This window comes from Pseudomonas sp. SP16.1 (assembly GCF_052682975.1).
On the sequence record NZ_JBQYFZ010000001.1, the window covers coordinates 425,326 to 444,057 of the forward strand.

19 protein-coding genes are annotated in these 18,732 nt (G+C 65.5%); 18 read left to right on the forward strand and 1 reads right to left on the reverse strand.

Annotated elements, in window-relative coordinates:
* Window positions 1-7 precede the first annotated feature (7 nt).
* The 18 genes from ACUTAF_RS02265 to ACUTAF_RS02350 all read left to right on the forward strand — a co-directional run bounded on the left by ACUTAF_RS02265 (window position 8) and on the right by ACUTAF_RS02350 (window position 16,535).
* Window positions 8-1,222 carry an IscS subfamily cysteine desulfurase gene (locus ACUTAF_RS02265; RefSeq protein ID WP_445578445.1) on the forward strand — a complete coding sequence of 405 codons (1,215 nt, stop codon included), beginning with the start codon at window positions 8-10 and terminating at the stop codon, window positions 1,220-1,222.
* A 74-nt stretch (window positions 1,223-1,296) separates the two neighbouring features.
* Window positions 1,297-1,683, forward strand: coding sequence for a Fe-S cluster assembly scaffold IscU (iscU, locus tag ACUTAF_RS02270; RefSeq protein ID WP_017362576.1), 387 nt, complete (start codon window positions 1,297-1,299; stop codon window positions 1,681-1,683).
* A gap of 13 nt (window positions 1,684-1,696) precedes the next feature.
* The gene (gene iscA / locus ACUTAF_RS02275; protein ID WP_061241133.1) at window positions 1,697-2,020 is read left to right on the forward strand and encodes an iron-sulfur cluster assembly protein IscA; all 324 of its coding nucleotides are present in this window, start codon (window positions 1,697-1,699) and stop codon (window positions 2,018-2,020) included.
* A 9-nt stretch (window positions 2,021-2,029) separates the two neighbouring features.
* Complete coding sequence (hscB, locus tag ACUTAF_RS02280) at window positions 2,030-2,551, forward strand: co-chaperone HscB (RefSeq protein ID WP_445578446.1); 522 nt, start codon at window positions 2,030-2,032, stop codon at window positions 2,549-2,551.
* Between the two features lie 45 nt (window positions 2,552-2,596).
* Window positions 2,597-4,462 carry a Fe-S protein assembly chaperone HscA gene (gene hscA / locus ACUTAF_RS02285; protein WP_445578447.1) on the forward strand — a complete coding sequence of 622 codons (1,866 nt, stop codon included), beginning with the start codon at window positions 2,597-2,599 and terminating at the stop codon, window positions 4,460-4,462.
* Between the two features lie 3 nt (window positions 4,463-4,465).
* Window positions 4,466-4,807: an ISC system 2Fe-2S type ferredoxin gene (fdx, locus tag ACUTAF_RS02290; protein ID WP_445578448.1), complete on the forward strand. Its 342-nt coding sequence runs from the start codon at window positions 4,466-4,468 to the stop codon at window positions 4,805-4,807.
* A 16-nt stretch (window positions 4,808-4,823) separates the two neighbouring features.
* Window positions 4,824-5,024: a Fe-S cluster assembly protein IscX gene (gene iscX / locus ACUTAF_RS02295; protein ID WP_445578449.1), complete on the forward strand. Its 201-nt coding sequence runs from the start codon at window positions 4,824-4,826 to the stop codon at window positions 5,022-5,024.
* A gap of 109 nt (window positions 5,025-5,133) precedes the next feature.
* Entirely contained in the window at window positions 5,134-5,565 is a 432-nt protein-coding gene (ndk, locus tag ACUTAF_RS02300) for a nucleoside-diphosphate kinase (protein WP_017675177.1), read from the forward strand.
* 27 nt (window positions 5,566-5,592) lie between these two features.
* A complete protein-coding gene (rlmN, locus tag ACUTAF_RS02305; protein WP_445578450.1) occupies window positions 5,593-6,741 on the forward strand; it encodes a dual-specificity RNA methyltransferase RlmN in 1,149 nt (382 codons plus the stop codon).
* A gap of 13 nt (window positions 6,742-6,754) precedes the next feature.
* Window positions 6,755-7,513: a type IV pilus biogenesis/stability protein PilW gene (gene pilW, locus ACUTAF_RS02310; RefSeq protein ID WP_445578451.1), complete on the forward strand. Its 759-nt coding sequence runs from the start codon at window positions 6,755-6,757 to the stop codon at window positions 7,511-7,513.
* The gene (locus ACUTAF_RS02315) at window positions 7,513-8,538 is read left to right on the forward strand and encodes a RodZ domain-containing protein (RefSeq protein WP_445578452.1); all 1,026 of its coding nucleotides are present in this window, start codon (window positions 7,513-7,515) and stop codon (window positions 8,536-8,538) included. Before pilW ends, ACUTAF_RS02315 begins: the two co-directional genes overlap by 1 nt.
* Window positions 8,539-8,541: 3 nt before the next feature.
* The gene (gene ispG, locus ACUTAF_RS02320; RefSeq protein ID WP_445578453.1) at window positions 8,542-9,654 is read left to right on the forward strand and encodes a flavodoxin-dependent (E)-4-hydroxy-3-methylbut-2-enyl-diphosphate synthase; all 1,113 of its coding nucleotides are present in this window, start codon (window positions 8,542-8,544) and stop codon (window positions 9,652-9,654) included.
* Between the two features lie 19 nt (window positions 9,655-9,673).
* Window positions 9,674-10,954, forward strand: a complete 1,281-nt coding sequence (hisS, locus tag ACUTAF_RS02325) for a histidine--tRNA ligase (protein ID WP_445578454.1) — start codon at window positions 9,674-9,676, stop codon at window positions 10,952-10,954.
* 66 nt (window positions 10,955-11,020) lie between these two features.
* The gene (locus tag ACUTAF_RS02330; RefSeq protein WP_445578455.1) at window positions 11,021-11,665 is read left to right on the forward strand and encodes a tetratricopeptide repeat protein; all 645 of its coding nucleotides are present in this window, start codon (window positions 11,021-11,023) and stop codon (window positions 11,663-11,665) included.
* Window positions 11,658-12,809 (forward strand): outer membrane protein assembly factor BamB, encoded by a 1,152-nt coding sequence (bamB, locus tag ACUTAF_RS02335; RefSeq protein ID WP_445578456.1) that lies wholly within the window; start codon window positions 11,658-11,660, stop codon window positions 12,807-12,809. Before ACUTAF_RS02330 ends, bamB begins: the two co-directional genes overlap by 8 nt.
* A 103-nt stretch (window positions 12,810-12,912) precedes the next feature.
* Entirely contained in the window at window positions 12,913-14,388 is a 1,476-nt protein-coding gene (gene der, locus ACUTAF_RS02340) for a ribosome biogenesis GTPase Der (protein ID WP_445578457.1), read from the forward strand.
* Window positions 14,389-14,528: 140 nt separating this feature from the next.
* A complete protein-coding gene (locus tag ACUTAF_RS02345; protein WP_445578458.1) occupies window positions 14,529-15,677 on the forward strand; it encodes a pyridoxal phosphate-dependent aminotransferase in 1,149 nt (382 codons plus the stop codon).
* Window positions 15,678-15,752: 75 nt separating this feature from the next.
* Window positions 15,753-16,535, forward strand: a complete 783-nt coding sequence (locus ACUTAF_RS02350; protein WP_445578459.1) for an amidohydrolase — start codon at window positions 15,753-15,755, stop codon at window positions 16,533-16,535.
* A gap of 159 nt (window positions 16,536-16,694) precedes the next feature.
* On the opposite strand, the gene leuA is transcribed toward ACUTAF_RS02350, so the two are convergent.
* Window positions 16,695-18,365 (reverse strand): 2-isopropylmalate synthase, encoded by a 1,671-nt coding sequence (gene leuA / locus ACUTAF_RS02355; protein WP_445578460.1) that lies wholly within the window; start codon window positions 18,363-18,365, stop codon window positions 16,695-16,697.
* Window positions 18,366-18,732: the final 367 nt, after the last annotated feature.

Genomic DNA, 18,732 nt, shown 5'->3' on the forward strand with positions numbered 1-18,732 from the left:
AAACCTGATGAAGTTGCCGATTTACCTCGATTACTCCGCCACCACGCCGGTCGACCCGCGTGTGGCGCAGAAGATGAGTGAATGCCTGCTGGTCGATGGTAACTTCGGCAACCCGGCCTCGCGCTCGCACGTCTTCGGCTGGAAGGCCGAGGAGGCGGTGGAGAACGCTCGTCGCCAGGTCGCCGAGCTGGTCAATGCCGACCCGCGCGAGATCGTCTGGACCAGCGGTGCCACCGAGTCCGACAACCTCGCCATCAAGGGCGTGGCGCACTTCTACGCCAGCAAGGGCAAGCACATCGTCACCTCGAAGATCGAGCACAAGGCGGTGCTGGACACCACCCGCCAGCTGGAGCGCGAAGGTTTCGAGGTTACCTACCTGGAGCCCGGCGAAGACGGCCTGATCACCCCGGCGATGGTCGAGGCCGCGCTGCGCGATGACACCATCCTGGTGTCGGTGATGCACGTCAACAACGAGATCGGCACCATCAACGACATCGCCGCCATCGGCGAGCTGACTCGTTCGCGCGGCGTGCTTTTCCACGTCGATGCCGCGCAGTCCACCGGCAAGGTGGAGATCGATCTGGAGAAGATGAAGGTCGACCTGATGTCTTTTTCCGCGCACAAGACCTACGGACCCAAGGGCGTCGGTGCCCTCTACGTACGACGCAAGCCGCGCGTGCGCCTGGAGGCCCAGACCCACGGCGGCGGCCACGAGCGTGGCATGCGCTCCGGCACCCTGGCCACCCACCAGTGCGTCGGCATGGGTGAGGCCTTCCGTATCGCCAAACAAGAGATGGCTGCCGAGAATCAGCGCATCGCCGCCCTGCGCGATCGCTTCTACCGCCAGCTCGAAGGCATGGAGGAGCTGTACGTCAACGGCAGCCTGACCGCCCGCGTGCCGCACAACCTCAACCTGAGTTTCAACTACGTCGAGGGTGAGTCGCTGATCATGGCGCTCAAGGACCTCGCCGTATCGTCCGGTTCCGCCTGCACTTCGGCTTCCCTGGAGCCGTCCTACGTGCTGCGTGCCCTGGGCCGCAACGACGAACTGGCACACAGCTCGATCCGCTTCACCTTCGGTCGTTTCACCACCGAGGAAGAAGTCGACTATGCCGCCGCCAAGGTGCGCGAGGCGGTGGACAAGCTGCGCGAGCTGTCGCCGCTGTGGGATATGTTCAAAGAAGGTGTCGACCTTTCCTCCGTGGAATGGGCAGCACACTGATAGCTGCCGAGGCGGATCGCCCGGGTTTCGGCGCTCCGCCGCAGAGCGGCACCTGATGAGAGAGGAAGTACAGCATGGCTTACAGTGACAAGGTCATCGACCACTACGAAAATCCGCGCAACGTCGGCAAGCTGAATGCCGAAGACCCGGACGTCGGCACCGGAATGGTCGGTGCGCCGGCCTGCGGCGACGTGATGCGCCTGCAGATCAAGGTCAGCGAGAGCGGCGTGATCGAAGACGCCAAGTTCAAGACCTATGGCTGCGGCTCGGCCATCGCCTCCAGCTCCCTCGCCACCGAGTGGATGAAGGGCAAGACCCTGGACGAAGCGGAAAGCATCAAGAATACCCAGCTGGCCGAGGAACTGGCGCTGCCGCCGGTGAAGATCCACTGTTCGGTGCTCGCCGAGGACGCCATCAAGGCGGCCGTGCGCGACTACAAGCAGAAGAAAGGCTTGCTCTGATACGAGGTTTGCAATGGCCATCACCATGTCTGAAGCGGCGGCTCGTCACGTGCAGCGTTCCCTGGAGGGGCGCGGAAAGGGCGAGGGCATTCGTCTCGGTGTGCGCACGACCGGTTGTTCGGGCCTGGCCTACGTGCTCGAGTTCGTCGACGAACCGGCGGCCGAGGATCAGGTCTTCGAGAGTCACGGCGTCAAGGTGATCATCGATCCGAAGAGCCTGGTCTACCTCGACGGCACCGAACTGGACTTCGTCAAGGAAGGCCTCAACGAGGGCTTCAAGTTCAACAACCCCAACGTGCGCGGCGAATGTGGCTGCGGCGAAAGCTTCAACGTTTGAGGCGCTCGCGTGGGTAGTCCCTGTCACTTCGCGTTGTTCGAACTGCAGCCGAGCTTTCGGCTCGACCTGGATCAGCTGGCCAGCCGCTACCGTGAGCTGGCGCGCCAGGTCCATCCGGACCGTTTCGCCGATGCCGGCGAGCGCGAGCAGCGCCTGGCGCTGGAACGCTCGGCCAGCCTCAACGAGGCCTACCAGGTCCTGAGAACCCCGTCGCAACGCGCGCGTTACCTGCTCGCCCTGCGCGGCCCCGAGTTGCCGCTGGAGGTGACGGTGCAGGATCCGGATTTCCTCCTGCAGCAGATGCAGCTGCGCGAGGAGCTGGAGGAACTGCAAGACGACGCCGATCTTGCTGGTATCGCCACCTTCAAGCGTCGCCTCAGGGAGGCGCAGGAACGGCTCAACGACGGCTTCGCCGCGTGCTGGGACGACGACGCTCGGCGCCAGGAGGCCGAGCGTCTGATGCGCCGCATGCAGTTCCTCGACAAGCTCGCCCATGAAGTGCGCCAGTTAGAAGAGCGCCTCGACGACTAACCCGTGGGTTGCCTGGCAGCCTGCCTGATGATTTTCGAATAGACCATGGCCTTATTGCAGATCGCCGAGCCAGGACAGAGCCCGCAGCCGCATCAGCGTCGGCTGGCAGTGGGTATCGACCTGGGTACCACCAATTCTCTGGTCGCCGCCCTGCGCAGCGGCCTGGCCGAGCCTATCGCCGATGCCGAGGGCAAGGTCATCCTGCCGTCGGCAGTGCGCTATCACGAAGGGCATGTCGAAGTCGGCGAGGCCGCCAAGGCAGCGGCTTCCGGCGATCCGCTCAATACCGTGCTGTCGGTCAAGCGTCTGATGGGCCGCGGCATCGCCGACGTGCATCAGCTCGGCGAGCAACTGCCCTACCGTTTTGCCGTCGGCGAATCGCATATGCCCTTTATCGAGACGGTGCAGGGGGCGAAGAGCCCGGTCGAGGTCTCGGCGGAAATCCTCAAGGTACTGCGTCAGCGCGCCGAGCAGGCCCTGGGCGGCGAGCTGGTCGGAGCGGTGATCACCGTGCCGGCCTATTTCGACGATGCCCAGCGCCAGGCCACCAAGGACGCCGCGCGTCTGGCCGGCCTCAACGTCTTGCGCCTGCTCAACGAGCCGACTGCGGCGGCGGTCGCCTACGGTCTGGATCAGAAGGCCGAAGGCGTGGTGGCGATCTACGACTTGGGCGGCGGTACCTTCGACATCTCCATCCTGCGCCTGACCGGTGGCGTGTTCGAGGTGCTGGCCACCGGCGGTGACAGCGCCCTCGGCGGTGACGATTTCGATCATGCCATCGCCGGCTGGATCATCGAGCGGGCCGGTCTTTCCCAGGATCTCGACCCGGCGGCCCAGCGCGGCTTGTTGCAGGCAGCCTGTGCGGCCAAGGAGGCGCTGACCGTTGCCGATCGCGTCGAGGTCCGCTATGGCGACTGGAGCGGCGCACTGTCGCGCGAGCAGTTCGAGGCGCTGATCGAGCCGATGCTGGCGCGCAGCCTCAAGGCCTGCCGCCGTGCCCTGCGCGATTCCGGCGTCGAGCTTGAAGACGTCAGCGCGGTGGTCATGGTCGGCGGTTCTACCCGTGTGCCGCGCGTGCGCGAGGTGGTGGGCGAGCTGTTCGGCCGCACGCCGCTGACCAATATCGACCCCGACCAGGTGGTGGCCATCGGCGCCGCGATCCAGGCCGATACCCTGGCCGGTAATCATCGTGGCGATGGCGAAGAGCTGCTGCTGCTCGACGTGATTCCGCTGTCGCTCGGCCTGGAGACCATGGGCGGGCTGATGGAGAAGCTGATCCCGCGCAATACCACCATTCCGGTGGCGCGCGCCCAGGACTTCACCACCTACAAGGATGGCCAGACGGCCATGATGATTCACGTGCTGCAGGGCGAGCGCGAGCTGATCGCCGACTGCCGCTCCCTCGCTCGCTTCGAATTGCGCGGCATTCCGCCGATGGTCGCCGGCGCGGCGAAGATCCGCGTGACCTTCCAGGTCGACGCCGACGGCCTGCTCAGCGTCGCCGCGCGCGAGCTGGGTTCCGGCGTCGAGGCGAGCATCCAGGTCAAGCCGTCCTACGGCCTGACCGACGGCGAGATCGCCCGCATGCTGCAGGATTCCTTCCAGAACGCCGGCGACGACAAGGCAGCCCGTGCCCTACGCGAGCAGCAGGTCGATGCCCGGCGCCTGCTCGAGGCGGTCGAGGCGGCGCTGCAGGCCGACGGCGAGCGCCTGCTGGACGCCGAGGAGCGCGAGGTCATCGCGCTTCAGATGCAGGAGCTGCGCGAGCTGCTCGGCGGCGACGACGGTCCGGCCATCGAGCGTCAGAGCAAGCGCCTGTCGCAGGTGACCGATGCCTTCGCCGCCCGCCGTCTGGATTCGACGGTAAAGGCCGCACTGGCCGGGCGCAATCTGAACGAGATCGAGGACTAGTTGATGCCGCAGGTTATTTTTCTGCCTCACGAGAGGTTCTGCCCGGACGGCATGGTGGTCGAGGCCGAGCCCGGCGTTTCCATCCTCGAACTGGCGCACCAGCACCATATCGAGATGGAGAGCGCCTGCGGTGGCGTGTGCGCCTGCACCACCTGCCACTGCATCGTGCGCGAAGGCTTCGATTCGCTGAATGAAGCCGATGAGCTGGAAGAAGACTATCTGGACAAGGCCTGGGGTTTGGAGGCGCAGTCGCGTCTGGCCTGCCAGGCGATCGTTGGCGAGGAGGATCTCACCATCGAGATTCCCAAGTATTCGCTCAATCACGCGGCCGAAGCGCCGCACTGATCAGGAAGGCAGCAGCATGAGCCTAAAATGGACCGATGTGCTGGAAATTGCCATCCAGCTCAGTGAGAGCAAGGCGGATGTCGATCCGCGTTACGTCAACTTCGTCGATCTGCACCGTTGGGTCGTGGAGTTGCCGGACTTCTCCGACGACCCGCAGCGCGGTGGGGAGAAGGTGCTGGAGGCGATCCAGGCCGCCTGGATCGAAGAGCTCGACTGAGCGAGGCGCCCCAGGCGCCCCAGGCGCCCGCCCTACGCTTTTAACCGGAACCCGCGTATAATTCGCGGGTTTAATTTTTCGCTTTAACCCTAAGTTTCTGGAGCTTCACATGGCCGTTCAACGTACTTTCTCCATCATCAAGCCTGACGCCGTCGCCAAGAACGTCATCGGTGAGATCACCACTCGTTTCGAAAAGGCCGGCCTGCGCGTCGTCGCGTCGAAGATGGTGCAGCTGTCCGAGCGCGAAGCCGCCGGCTTCTACGCCGAGCACAGCGAGCGTGGCTTCTTCAAGGATCTGGTCGCCTTCATGACCTCCGGTCCGGTCATCGTGCAGGTGCTGGAAGGCGAGAACGCCGTTGCCAAGAACCGCGAGCTGATGGGCGCCACCAACCCGAAGGAAGCCGCTGCCGGCACCATTCGCGCCGATTTCGCCGTGTCCATCGACGAGAACGCCGTGCACGGTTCCGACTCTGAGGCTTCGGCTGCGCGCGAGATCGCCTACTTCTTCTCCGCCACCGAGCTGTGCGCACGCATTCGCTGATCCGGCGAACGATGCGAGGGTGAAGCCATGACCAATACCACCGGCAAGATCAACCTGCTGGGCCTGACCCAGCCGGAAATGGAGCAGTTCTTCGAGTCCATCGGCGAGAAGCGCTTCCGTGCCGGCCAGGTAATGAAGTGGATTCACCACTTTGGCGTCGATGATTTCGCCGCCATGACCAATGTCGGCAAGGCCTTGCGCGAAAAGCTCGAGGCCTCTGCCGAGATTCGCGGCCCGGAAGTGGTCAGCGAGAATATTTCCGCCGATGGCACGCGCAAGTGGGTGGTACGCGTGGCATCGGGTAGCTGCGTGGAGACCGTGTACATCCCGCAGAACGGCCGCGGCACCCTGTGCGTGTCGTCGCAGGCCGGTTGCGCCCTGGATTGCAGTTTCTGCTCCACCGGCAAGCAAGGTTTCAACAGCGACCTGACCAGCGCCGAGATCATCGGCCAGGTGTGGATCGCCAACAAATCCTTCGGCAGCGTGCCGGCGAAGATCGATCGTGCCATCACCAACGTGGTGATGATGGGCATGGGCGAGCCGCTGCTGAACTTCGACAACGTCGTGTCCGCCATGCAGATCATGATGGACGACCTCGGCTACGGCATCTCCAAGCGCAAGGTGACCCTGTCCACCTCCGGCGTGGTGCCGATGATCGACAAGCTGGCCGAAGTGATCGACGTGTCCCTGGCCCTGTCGCTGCACGCGCCCAATGACGAGCTGCGCAACCAGCTGGTGCCGATCAACAAGAAGTACCCGCTGGACATGCTGCTGGCGGCGTGCAAGCGCTATATCTCCAAGCTGGGTGAAAAGCGCGTGCTGACCATCGAGTACACCCTGCTCAAGGGCGTCAACGATCAGCCCGAGCACGCTGAGCAGATGGTCGCACTTCTGGCCGATGTGCCTTGCAAGATCAACCTGATTCCGTTTAATCCCTTCCCCTTCTCGGGTTACGAGCGGCCGAGCAACAACGCCATCCGCCGTTTCCAGGACCTGTTGCACAAGGCCGGGCATAACGTCACCGTGCGCACCACGCGCGGCGACGATATCGACGCCGCCTGTGGCCAGCTGGTTGGCCAGGTCATGGACCGTACCCGTCGCAGCGAGCGCTACATTGCCGTGCGCCAACTGGGCAGCGAGGCGCAGGAGCCTCGCAATGCCGTCAATCGAAATTGAAGAGAGGATGCCCATGACCCTGCGCCCAGCGCTGTTGTTGCTCGTTGTCAGTCTGCTTGGCGGATGCGTGACCACCGGGGACGTGAACCCCATGCGCACGGCGAAGGGGCGTGACGAGGCGCGCGAGGCCTATGTGCAGCTGGGCATCGCCTATATCCAGCAGGGTGATACCCAGCGCGCCAAGATACCGCTGAAGAGCGCACTGGAACTCGACCCTTCCGACGCCGATGCGCATGCCGCGCTGGCCATGGCCTTCCAGCTGGAAATGGAGCCGAAGCTGGCCGACGAGCATTTTCGCAAGGCCCTGGCGCAGCGTCCCGGAGACGCCCGCCTGCTGAACAACTACGGCGGTTTCCTGTACGAGCAGAAGCGTTATCAGGACGCCATGAACTTCTACCTCAAGGCGGCCGAGGACAACCTCTATCCCGAGCGTTCGCGGGTGTTCGAGAACCTCGGGCTGACCGCGTTGCAACTGGGGCAGCGCGAGCAGGCCAAGGAATACTTCCAGCGTTCGTTGCGTCTGAGCAGCCGGCAGCCGCGTGCGCTGCTGGAGATGGCCCAGCTTGCCTACCAGGACAAGGCCTATGTGCCGGCGCGCAGTTATTACGAAGCCTTCAGCGAATTGTCCGGGCAGAACGCCCGTAGTTTGTTGCTGGGCGCCCGTCTGGCGGAAATCTTCGATGATCGCGACAAGGCGGCCAGCCTCGGTCTGCAGTTGAAGCGCCTGTATCCGGGGTCCCAGGAATACCAGCAATATCTATCGGGGAAATAATGAAAGCGGTGCATAGCGAAGCCACTCAGCCGATGGCAAGCAATCCGGGCGAGAGCCTGCGCCAGGCCCGGGAAGACCGCGGCTGGAGCGTCGCCGAGGTGGCGGGGCAGCTCAACCTGACGGCGCAGCGCCTGTCCCAGCTCGAAGCCGGCGATTTCGACAAGTTGCCCGGCACCACCTTCGCCCGCGGTTATATCCGTGCCTATGCCAAGTTGCTGGGGCTCGATCAGGCGCGTCTGGTGCTGCAGTTCGACCAGTTCACCGGTACCGACGCCACTGGCAGCGACGTCCATAGCCTCGGGCGTATCGAGGAACCGGTGCGTTATTCGCAAAGCATTCTGCGCCTGGTCAGTTTCGTCCTGCTGCTGGCGCTGGTCGGCGCCGGCTTCCTCTGGTGGCAGGAGCAGGGCCGTCCGGGTGCCGGCCTGGTCGAGCGGGGGATCGAGCACGTCGAGGTGGAAGGCGCTGACGGCACCACTCAGGTGCATTCGCTGGCCGAGCCGGAAGACCAGGCGGTCGTTGCTGCCCAGGGCGAGGAGCAGATCAGTCCATTGCCCTTGCCGATCGAACCGGGCGAGTCGGCAGAGGGGGCGAGCGAAGCCGAACCGCCGGCTGGCGAATCCGCTGCCGCTGGCGACGAGGCGGTCGCCGAGCTGCCCGAAGCTCCCGCGCAGGACATCCCGAGCCAGCCGCAGGCCAGCGCTGCCGAGTCGGCGGCGCCTGCCGCGGTCGAACCGGCGCCCGCTGCTGCCGAGCCCGCGGCTCCGGTCGCCGTCGCGCCGGGCCAGGGTGCGCTGACACTGCAGTTCACCGCCGACTGCTGGACCCAGGTCACCGACGCCAACGGCAAGGTGCTGGTCAGTGCGCTCAAGCGCAGCGGTGAGCGTCTCGAACTGAGCGGCAAGGCGCCCATGGAGTTGCGCCTGGGCTTCGCCCGCGGCGCCCAGGTCAGTTACAACGGCGAGGCGGTGGACGTTTCGCCCTTCATCACCGGCGAGACCGCGCGCCTGAAGCTGGGGTTGTAAAGCATGCATTGTGAATCGCCGATCAAACGCCGCCTTTCGCGCAAGATCTGGGTGGGTTCGGTACCCGTGGGCGGCGATGCGCCGATCGCGGTGCAGAGCATGACCAACACCGACACCAACGACGTGGCCGCCACCGTGGCGCAGATCCGTCGCCTGGAGGATGCCGGCGCCGACATCGTGCGCGTCTCGGTGCCGGACATGGACGCCGCCGAGGCCTTCGGCCTGATCAAGCAGCAGGTGCGCGTGCCGCTGGTGGCCGACATCCATTTCGACTACCAGATCGCCCTGCGCGTGGCCGAGTTGGGCGTCGACTGCCTGCGCATCAACCCGGGCAATATCGGTCGCGAGGATCGGGTCAGGGCCGTGGTCGAGGCCGCCCGCGACAAGGGCATCCCGATTCGCATCGGGGTCAATGCCGGCTCGCTGGAAAAGGATCTGCAGAAAAAGTACGGCGAACCGACGCCCGAGGCACTGGTGGAGTCCGCGCTGCGCCATGTCGAGCACCTCGATCGCCTGAATTTCCCCGACTTCAAGGTCAGCGTGAAGGCCAGCGACGTATTCATGGCCGTAGAGGCCTACCGGTTGCTGGCCAAGCAGATCGAGCAACCGCTGCACCTGGGCATTACCGAGGCTGGCGGCCTGCGCTCCGGTACGGTGAAGTCCGCCGTGGGCCTGGGCATGCTGCTGGCCGAAGGCATCGGCGACACCATCCGCATCTCCCTGGCTGCCGATCCGGTGGAAGAGATCAAGGTCGGTTTCGATATCCTCAAGTCCCTGCGCCTGCGTTCGCGTGGCATCAACTTCATCGCCTGCCCGAGCTGCTCACGGCAGAACTTCGATGTGGTCAAGACCATGAACGAGCTGGAAAGCCGCGTCGAGGACCTGCTGGTGCCGCTGGACGTGGCGGTGATCGGCTGCGTGGTCAACGGCCCCGGCGAAGCCAAGGAGGCGCATATCGGCCTGACCGGCGGTACGCCGAACAACCTGGTCTATATCGACGGCAAGCCCGCCTCGAAGCTGACCAACGACAACCTGGTCGACCAGCTGGAAAAACTGATTCGCGAGAAAGCGGCCGAGAAGGTCGCCGCCGAGGCGGCACTGATCGTCCGTAGCTGACACTTCCTAAGGATTCCGCGTGAGCAAGACACTGCAAGCCATTCGTGGCATGAACGACATCCTGCCCGAGCAGACGCCCGCCTGGCGCTACTTGGAAAGCACCCTGGTCAGCCTGCTCGATGGCTACGGCTACAAGGAAATCCGCTTGCCCATCGTCGAGTACACCGAGCTGTTCGCCCGCGGTATCGGCGAGGGCACCGACGTGGTCGACAAGGAGATGTACACCTTCCTCGATCGCAACGAAGAGTCGCTGACCCTGCGTCCCGAAGGTACCGCCGGTTGCGTGCGGGCCGTGCTCGAGCACGGGCTGTCCGGTGGCGGTCAGGTGCAGAAGCTTTGGTATGCCGGCCCGATGTTCCGCTACGAGAAGCCGCAGAAAGGCCGCTATCGCCAATTCCATCAGGTCGGCGTGGAAGCCTTCAACCTGCCGGGTCCGGATGTCGATGCCGAACTCATCGTGCTCACCTGGCGTCTGTGGAAAAAGCTCGGTCTGGCCGACGCCGTGACCCTGCAACTCAACAGCCTGGGTTCCAGCGAGGCCCGCGCCGCCTACCGCGACGCCCTGGTGGCTTACCTGCGCGAGCGTTTCGACCGGCTCGACGAAGACAGCCAGCGCCGTCTGACCACCAATCCGCTGCGCATCCTCGACAGCAAGAGCGAGGCGACCCAGGCCGTGCTGGTCGGCGCGCCGACCCTGGGCGACTATCTCGACGAGGAGTCGCGCCTGCACTTCGAGGGCGTCAAGGCGCGCCTGGACGCCGCCGGCATTCGCTACCAGATCAACCACAAGCTGGTGCGCGGCCTGGACTACTACAACCGCACCGTGTTCGAGTGGGTCACCGATAAGCTCGGCGCCCAGGGCACGGTATGCGCCGGCGGCCGTTACGATGGCCTGGTGGCGCAACTGGGGGGCAAGGCCACGCCGGGCGTCGGCTTCGCCATGGGCGTCGAGCGCCTGGTGCTGCTGCTGGAGACCCTCGAGCTATTGCCGGCCGACCTCAACCGCGGCGCCGATGTCTATGTATGCGCCTTCGGCGAGGCGGCGGAGCTTGCCGCCTTGACGCTGGCCGAGCGTCTGCGTGACGAGTTGCCGGGGCTGCGCCTGCTGGTCAACTCCGGCGGCGGCAGCTTCAAGAGCCAGTTGAAGAAGGCCGACAAGAGCGGTGCGCTGTACGCCCTGGTCATGGGTGAAGACGAACTGGCCCGGCAAGTGGTAGGTTGCAAGCCGCTGCGCGACGACAGCGAACAACAGAGCATCGCCTGGGCGGCCCTGGCCGAGCACCTGGCGGCCCGTCTGTAACGACGGCCAGACAATCTGGGTAGTTTCTACCGACCTGCTGACGGGTCGAGCGATAGGAGTATTGGGGTGGTTTCGCGTACCGAAGAAGAAGAGCTGGCGGTAATCAAGGATTGGTGGCAGCGCAACGGCAAGCCCCTGCTGACCGGTGGCGCGCTCGCCCTGGTGGTGGTGTTCGGCTGGCAAGGCTGGCAGAAATACCAGACCAATCAGGCGCAAGGCGCTTCGCAGATCTATCAGCAACTGCTGGAAACCGCCCTGGATCCGGCTGGCAAGCCCGATGCGGCGAAGGTCGCCGAGCTGGCCGGCAAGCTCAACAACGAATATGCCGGCAGCCACTACGCGCAGTACGGCAGCCTGTTCGTCGCCAAGGTCGCGGTCGAGGCGGGCAAGCTGGACGATGCCGCCGCGGCGCTGCAGGGCGTGCTCGACAAGCCGGCCGATGCCACCCTGGGCGAGCTGGCGCGCCAGCGCCTGGCCCGCGTGCTGGCCGCGCAGGACAAGGCCGAGGAGGCCCTGGCGCTGCTCGCCGGCGAAGCCGAGGCGGCCTTCCTGGCCAGCCGCGAAGAGCTCAAGGGTGATTTGCTGGCACAGCTGGGGCGTAGCGACGAGGCGCATGCCGCATACCGGAAGGCCAAGGATGCCCTGGCCGAGGACGCCGCCGTCGGTGGCCTGCAGATGAAGCTGGACGACCTGGCAAAAGGGGATGCGTGACGTGATGCGTTGGAAGAATGCCGCACTGCTGGCCCTGGCCGTACTGGCCGTGGGTTGCAGCAGCAATAGCAAGAAGGAACTGCCGCCGGCCGAGCTGACCAAGTTCGACGAGGAAGTCGAGCTGCGCACCGAGTGGAGCCGTTCCATCGGCGAAGGCCAGGGCGAGACCTTCAACATGCTGGTGCCGGCCATCGACGGCGAGGTGATCTACGCCGCCGACGTCGAAGGCCTGGTGATGGCCCTGGATCGCACCAGCGGCAAGGTGATCTGGCGCAAGAAACTGGAGATTCCGGTCTCCGGCGCGGTCGGCGCCGGCTACGGTCAGGTGCTGCTGGGTACCCTCAAGGGTGAGGTGATCGCCCTGGATGCCAGCAACGGCGAAGAACAGTGGCGCTCGCGGGTCACCAGCGAAGTGCTGGCCGCGCCGGCGAGCAACGGCGACGTGGTGGTGGTGCAGACCCAGGACGATCGCCTGATCGCCTTCGACGCCGACACTGGCAGCCAGCGCTGGATCCTCGAGAACACCCCGGCGGTGCTGACCCTGCGCGGCACTGGCAGCCCGCTGGTGACCAATCGCCTGGTGGTGGCCGGCCTGTCCAGCGGCAAGGTCATCGCGGTCGACGTTCAACGCGGCCTGCCGGTATGGGAGCAGCGTGTGGCCATTCCCCAGGGCCGTTCCGAACTGGAGCGGGTGGTGGATATCGACGGCGGCCTGCTGCTGTCCGGCGGCACCGTCTACGTGGTGAGTTACCAAGGCCGCGTGGCCGCGCTGGATCTCGACAGCGGCCGCGTGCTCTGGCAGCGCGAGGCCTCCAGCTCGGTGGGCGTGGCCCAGGGCTTCGGCAACGTCTACGTCAGCTTCGCCAGCGGCACCGTCGAAGGCATCGACGAGCGCAGCGCCTCGGCGCTGTGGAGCAACGATTCTCTGGCCCGTCGCCAGCTGTCGGCACCGCAGGTGTTCTCCAGCTACGTGGCGGTCGGCGATCTGGAGGGCTACCTGCACCTGCTGAGTCAGGTCGATGGTCGTTTCGTCGGCCGTACCCGTATCGACAGCGATGGCCTGCGCGCCCGTCCGCTGGTGGTGGGCGACTGGCTGTATGCCTTCGGTAACGGCGGCAAGCTGGTGGCGCTGACCATCAAGTGAACCGGCTATGCTGCCAGGTGATCCTGGCGGCAGCCTGAAACATTCCGGCCGCTGCCCGTGCAGCGGCCTTTGCATTTTATGAAATAACCTAGTGGAGAGCCTGATGGTTCCCGTAATAGCCCTGGTGGGCCGGCCCAATGTCGGCAAGTCCACGCTCTTCAACCGCCTGACCCGCAGCCGCGACGCCATCGTCGGCGACCTCTCCGGTCTGACCCGCGACCGCCAGTACGGCGAGGCGAAGTGGCAGGGGCGCACCTATATCGTGATCGACACCGGCGGCATCTCCGGCGACGAGGAAGGCATCGACGCGAAGATGGCCGAGCAGTCGCTGCAGGCGATCGAGGAAGCCGATGCCGTGCTGTTTTTGGTCGACGCCCGCGCCGGCATGACTGCCTCCGACCAGATGATCGGCGAGCATCTGCGCCGGCGTAACAAGCGCAGCTTCCTGGTGGTGAACAAGGTCGACAACCTCGACGTCGACCTGGCCCGCGCCGAGTTCAGCCCCATGGGCCTGGGCGAGCCGCTGGCGATCGCCGGTGCCCATGGTCGCGGCATCACCCAGATGCTCGAAGTAGTGCTCGGCGCCTTCCCCAAGGATGCCGGTGAACCGGAGGAAGGTGTCGAAGAGGAAGAGGTGCAGGAAGGCCAGGAGGCCAAGCGCATCCCCGGGCCGAGCGAGAAGGACGGCATCAAGCTGGCCATCATCGGCCGGCCCAACGTCGGCAAGTCGACCCTGGTCAACCGCATGCTCGGCGAAGAGCGGGTCATCGTCTACGACCAGGCCGGCACCACGCGCGACAGCATCTATATCCCCTTCGAGCGCGACGACGAGAAGTACACGCTGATCGACACCGCCGGCGTGCGCCGCCGCGGCAAGATCTTCGAGGCGGTGGAAAAGTTCTCGGTGGTCAAGACGCTGCAGGCGATCCAGGACTCCAACGTGGTGGTGTTCGTCATGGACGCCCGCGAGGGGGTGGTCGACCACGACCTCAACCTGCTCGGCTTCGTCCTGGAAAGCGGCCGCGCTCTGGTGATCGCCCTGAACAAGTGGGACGGCATGGACCAGGGGCAGAAGGACTACGTGAAGACCGAGCTGGAGCGCCGGCTGTTCTTCGTCGACTTCGCCGACATCCACTTCATCTCGGCGCTGCACGGCACCGGCGTCGGCCATCTGTACAAGTCGGTGCAGGCTTCGTTCCAGTCGGCCATCACCCGCTGGCCGACCAGCCGCCTGACGCAGATTCTCGAGGACGCCGTCAGCGACCACGCACCGCCGCTGGTCAACGGCCGCCGCATCAAGCTGCGTTATGCCCACCTCGGTGGCGCCAACCCGCCGCTGATCGTGATCCACGGCAACCAGGTCGATGCGGTGCCGCGTGCCTATACCCGCTACCTGGAAAACACCTACCGGCGTGTGCTCAAGCTTGTCGGTACGCCGATCCGCATCGAGTACAAGGGCGGCGAGAACCCCTACGAGGGCAACAAGAACACCCTCACCGACCGCCAGGTGAACAAGAAGCGCCGCCTGATGAGCCACCACAAGAAGGCCGAGAAGAAGCGCAAGGACAAGCGCAAGTAAGCGCCGCCGCCTTGCCCGTCGCTGCCTTGGCGGCGGGCAAGGCATAAGCCCCTTCACGCTTTTCATCAGCCCTGCCGCTGCCCTTGGCACCGGGCATCGGCTATCCTCGCGACTTGCTCAAGCCCCCGCAGGAAGTCGCGATGCTCGTTAGCAAACTGCCCAAGGTCGGCACCACCATCTTTACCCGCATGTCCCAACTCGCCCTGGACAGCGGCGCGATCAACCTGTCGCAGGGGTTTCCCGATTTCGACGGGCCGCAGGCGCTGCGCGAGGCGGTGGCGCGCCATGTGCTGGAGGGACGCAATCAGTACTGTCCGATGACCGGCTTGCCCAACCTGCGCCAGCAGGTGGCGGCCAAGATCGCTCGCAGCTATGGCGTACAGCGCGATGCCGACAGCGAGATCACCATCACCCCCGGCGCCACCGAGGCGATCTTCTGCGCGGTGCAGGCGCTGATCCATCCGGGCGACGAGGCCATCGTCCTCGACCCCTGCTACGACAGCTACGAGCCCTCGGTGGAGCTGGCCGGCGGGCGCTGCGTGCACGTGCCGCTGGCGTTGCCGGACTTCGCCGTGGACTGGCAGCGTCTGACTGATGCCATCGGCCCGCGCACCCGGCTGATCTTCCTCAACTCGCCGCACAACCCCAGCGGCGCGCTGCTCACCCGCGCCGACCTGGACAAGCTGGCCGAGCTGATCCGCGGTCGCGATATCCATGTGATCAGCGACGAGGTCTACGAGCATCTGATCTACGACGGCGCCCGCCATGCCAGCGTGCTGGCCCACGAGGAACTGTATGCGCGTGCCTTCGTGGTCAGCTCCTTCGGCAAGACCTACCACGTCACCGGCTGGAAGACCGGCTACGTGGTGGCACCGCCGGCACTCACCGCCGAGCTGCGCAAGATCCACCAGTACGTCAATTTCTGCGGGGTGACCCCGCTGCAGCATGGCCTGGCCGAGTTCATGGCCGCCTGCCCCGAGCATGTCGAGGAGCTGCCGGCCTTCTATCAGGCCAAGCGTGACCTGTTCTGCGACCTGCTGGCCGGTTCGCGCTTCACCTTCACCCGCGCGCCCGGTACCTATTTCCAGCTCGCCGACTACTCGGCGATCCGCCCCGAGCTGGACGACGTGGCCATGGCCGAATGGCTGACCCGCGAGCACGGCGTGGCGGCGATTCCGGTGTCGGTGTTCTACCAGGCGGCGCCGCAGGGGCTGCGCCTGGTGCGCTTTTGCTTCGCCAAGCGCGAGGACACCCTGCGCCAGGCCGCCGAGAAGCTGCGCGCGGTCTGATCGGTAGGGCGGGTGCAACCCGCCTGTGAAGTGTTGGCGGGTTTCACCCGCCCTATGGCGAGCGAGGCGCCCCAAATGAGCGATAGACCCGATCTCGAACTGGCCCTGATCCAGACCAGCCTGGCCTGGCACGACCCGGCCGCCAACCGGGCGCACTTCCAAGCGTTGCTGGAGCAGGCGCGCGGCGCCGACCTGGTGATCCTGCCGGAGATGTTTTCCACCGGCTTTTCCATGCACTCGGCCGAACTGGCCGAAGCCGAGGACGGCCCGACCACGGCCTGGCTGCGCGAGCAGGCGCAGCGGGTCGGCGCGACGATCTGCGGCAGCCTGATCATCCAGGCCGCCGACGGCAGCTACCGCAATCGCCTGCTCTGGGCGCGCCCGGACGGCTCGCTGGCGCACTACGACAAGCGCCACCTGTTTCGCATGGCCGGCGAGCACAAGCACTACAGCGCAGGCGAGACGCAGGTGCTGCTGGAGCTCAAGGGCTGGCGGGTGCGTCCGCTGATCTGCTACGACCTGCGCTTCCCGGTATGGAGCCGCGATGCCGGCGGCACCGATCTTTTGCTCTATACCGCCAACTGGCCGGGCGCGCGCCGCCAGCACTGGAACCGCCTGCTGCCGGCGCGGGCCATCGAGAACCTGTGCTACGTCGCTGCGGTTAACCGCGTCGGCGAGGACGGCAAGGGCCACGCCTATACCGGCGACTCGCAGGTACTGGATTTCCAGGGCGAGCCGTTGCTGGCGGCCGAAGCCGGCGACGGGGTGTTTCGCGTGACCCTCGGTGCCGGAGCGCTGGCCGCCTACCGCGAACGCTTCCCGGCACATCTGGATGCCGATGGCTTTGCCCTGCGCTAGCTGCGCCGCCGGTAAACGGCCGGTGCGCACGGCGCACCCTACGGGGTGATGCGGTCGAGGCCGTAGGGTGCGCCGCGCGCACCGCTGCTGACGCGGACGCTGCGCTGAAACGACAACGCCGGGCAATGCCCGGCGTTGTTCGTCTTGCTTCTGGCGCAATCAGGCCGCTTGGGCCTCGGCCTGGCTCAGGGCGCGGTTGAGCGCGCTGAACAGGGCGCGGAAGCTGGCGGTGGTGAGGTTCTCGTCGATGCCGATGCCGTGCAGCGCGCGGCCGCCATTGACGCGCAGCTCGATATAGGCCGCCGCCTTGGCATTGGTGCCGGCACCGATGGCGTGTTCGCTGTAGTCCATGACTTCCACGGCCACCGGCAGGCCGGCCACCAGGGCTTCCAGCGGGCCCTTGCCGATGCCGCGCCAGTGCCGGCTTTCCCCGGCCTCGATGACTTCCACGTCCACCGCGCTGGTGCCGTTCTCTTCCTGCAGGCGATGGCCCTTCAGGGCGTAGGGCGCGCTGGCCTGCAGATACTCACTTTCCAGCAACTGATAGATCTGCGCGGCGGTCATTTCCAGGCCCAGGCGGTCGGTCTCGCGCTGTACCACCTGGCTGAACTCGATCTGCATGCGCCGCGGCAGGCTGATGCCGTACTCCTGCTCGAGCAGGAAGGCGATGCCGCCCTTGCCGGACTGGCTGTTGACGCGGATCACCGCCTCGTAGTCGCGGCCGATGTCGGCCGGGTCGATCGGCAGGTAGGGCACCTCCCAGACGGCATCGGCCTGCTGCTGGGCGAAGCCCTTGCGGATCGCGTCCTGGTGCGAGCCGGAGAAGGCGGTATGGACCAGATCGCCGGCATAGGGATGGCGTGGGTGCACCGGAATCTGGTTGCAGTCCTCGACCACCTTGCGCACCGCGTCGATGTCGGAGAAATCCAGCTGCGGATCGACGCCCTGGGTGTAGAGGTTCAGCGCCAGGGTCACCAGGCAGACGTTGCCGGTGCGCTCGCCGTTGCCGAACAGGCAGCCCTCGACGCGATCGGCGCCGGCCATCACCGCCAGCTCCGAGGCAGCCACCCCGGTGCCGCGATCATTGTGGGTATGCACGCTGATCAGCACGCTGTCGCGGCGGTCGATATGGCGACCGAACCATTCGATCTGGTCGGCGTAGTTGTTCGGCGTGGCGCACTCGACGGTGGCCGGCAGGTTGAGGATCAGCTTGCTGGCCGGGGTCGGCTGGAACACCGCGATCACCGCGTTGCACACCTCGACGGCGAAATCGGTCTCGGTCGAGCTGAACACCTCGGGCGAATACTCGAAGCCCCACTGGGTGTCCGGCTGCGCGGCGGCCAGGCGCTTGATGGTCTGGCCGGCGGCCACGGCGATGGCCTTGACCCCGGCCTGGTCCTGGTTGAAAACGATCTTGCGGAAGCTCGGTGCGCAGGCGTTGTAGTAGTGGACGATGGCGCGCTTGGCGCCCTTGAGCGACTCGAAGGTGCGCTCGATCAGGTCGTCACGGGCCTGGGTCAGCACCTGGATGGTCACGTCATCGGGAATATGGCCGCCCTCAATGAGTTCCCGCACGAAGTCGAAGTCGGTCTGCGAGGCGGATGGGAAGCCCACTTCGATTTCCTTCAGGCCCACGGCCACCAGGCACTTGAAGAAGCGCATCTTCTTCTCGGCGTCCATCGGCTCGATCAGCGACTGGTTGCCGTCGCGCAGGTCGGTGGACAGCCAGATCGGCGCCTTGTCGATGATCCGGTCCGGCCAGGTGCGGTCGGGCAGGGCGATAGGGGTGAAAGGGCGATATTTCTGCGATGGGTCTTTGAGCATGGTCATCGAACAAATCCTTGGGTTCGGCGGCGGGCCGGGACAACTGCTTCGGGGCGAGGAGAGGGTTCAGCCACGCAGTCGCGGGCTGACCAGGCGCTGGCAGGCATGTTGTCGAAGGAGGATGAGGGTGTGGGGGCTATTCATGCCGACAACCCTAATGGCGCTAGGTAAATATGGCAACGGTTCTCGGAAAAACGCCGATTAGTAGCGGATTGAGCTTTAGGTTGGAAATAAATTGCGCTCATATGCGGATGTTTTGAGCCAAATTGCGCAGTGCAGGGGACAGCGGGCTGTGTACCGCCAGCGGTCGCTGGTTGGCCTGCTCCAGTGCGCATTGGACGGCCTGCCGGAGGCTCTCGATGCTCGCCTGCAG

Bases quoted from the DNA above. Each gene is read 5' to 3' on its own strand.
- ACUTAF_RS02265 (WP_445578445.1), top strand. From the start codon at position 8: ATGAAGTTGCCGATTTACCTCGATTACTCCGCCACCACGCCGGTCGAC.
- iscU (WP_017362576.1), top strand. From the start codon at position 1,297: ATGGCTTACAGTGACAAGGTCATCGACCACTACGAAAATCCGCGCAAC.
- iscA (WP_061241133.1), top strand. From the start codon at position 1,697: ATGGCCATCACCATGTCTGAAGCGGCGGCTCGTCACGTGCAGCGTTCC.
- hscA (WP_445578447.1), top strand. From the start codon at position 2,597: ATGGCCTTATTGCAGATCGCCGAGCCAGGACAGAGCCCGCAGCCGCAT.
- fdx (WP_445578448.1), top strand. From the start codon at position 4,466: ATGCCGCAGGTTATTTTTCTGCCTCACGAGAGGTTCTGCCCGGACGGC.
- iscX (WP_445578449.1), top strand. From the start codon at position 4,824: ATGAGCCTAAAATGGACCGATGTGCTGGAAATTGCCATCCAGCTCAGT.
- ndk (WP_017675177.1), top strand. From the start codon at position 5,134: ATGGCCGTTCAACGTACTTTCTCCATCATCAAGCCTGACGCCGTCGCC.
- rlmN (WP_445578450.1), top strand. From the start codon at position 5,593: ATGACCAATACCACCGGCAAGATCAACCTGCTGGGCCTGACCCAGCCG.
- pilW (WP_445578451.1), top strand. From the start codon at position 6,755: ATGACCCTGCGCCCAGCGCTGTTGTTGCTCGTTGTCAGTCTGCTTGGC.
- ACUTAF_RS02315 (WP_445578452.1), top strand. From the start codon at position 7,513: ATGAAAGCGGTGCATAGCGAAGCCACTCAGCCGATGGCAAGCAATCCG.
- ispG (WP_445578453.1), top strand. From the start codon at position 8,542: ATGCATTGTGAATCGCCGATCAAACGCCGCCTTTCGCGCAAGATCTGG.
- bamB (WP_445578456.1), top strand. From the start codon at position 11,658: ATGCGTGACGTGATGCGTTGGAAGAATGCCGCACTGCTGGCCCTGGCC.
- der (WP_445578457.1), top strand. From the start codon at position 12,913: ATGGTTCCCGTAATAGCCCTGGTGGGCCGGCCCAATGTCGGCAAGTCC.
- ACUTAF_RS02345 (WP_445578458.1), top strand. From the start codon at position 14,529: ATGCTCGTTAGCAAACTGCCCAAGGTCGGCACCACCATCTTTACCCGC.
- ACUTAF_RS02350 (WP_445578459.1), top strand. From the start codon at position 15,753: ATGAGCGATAGACCCGATCTCGAACTGGCCCTGATCCAGACCAGCCTG.
- leuA (WP_445578460.1), bottom strand. From the start codon at position 18,365: ATGACCATGCTCAAAGACCCATCGCAGAAATATCGCCCTTTCACCCCT.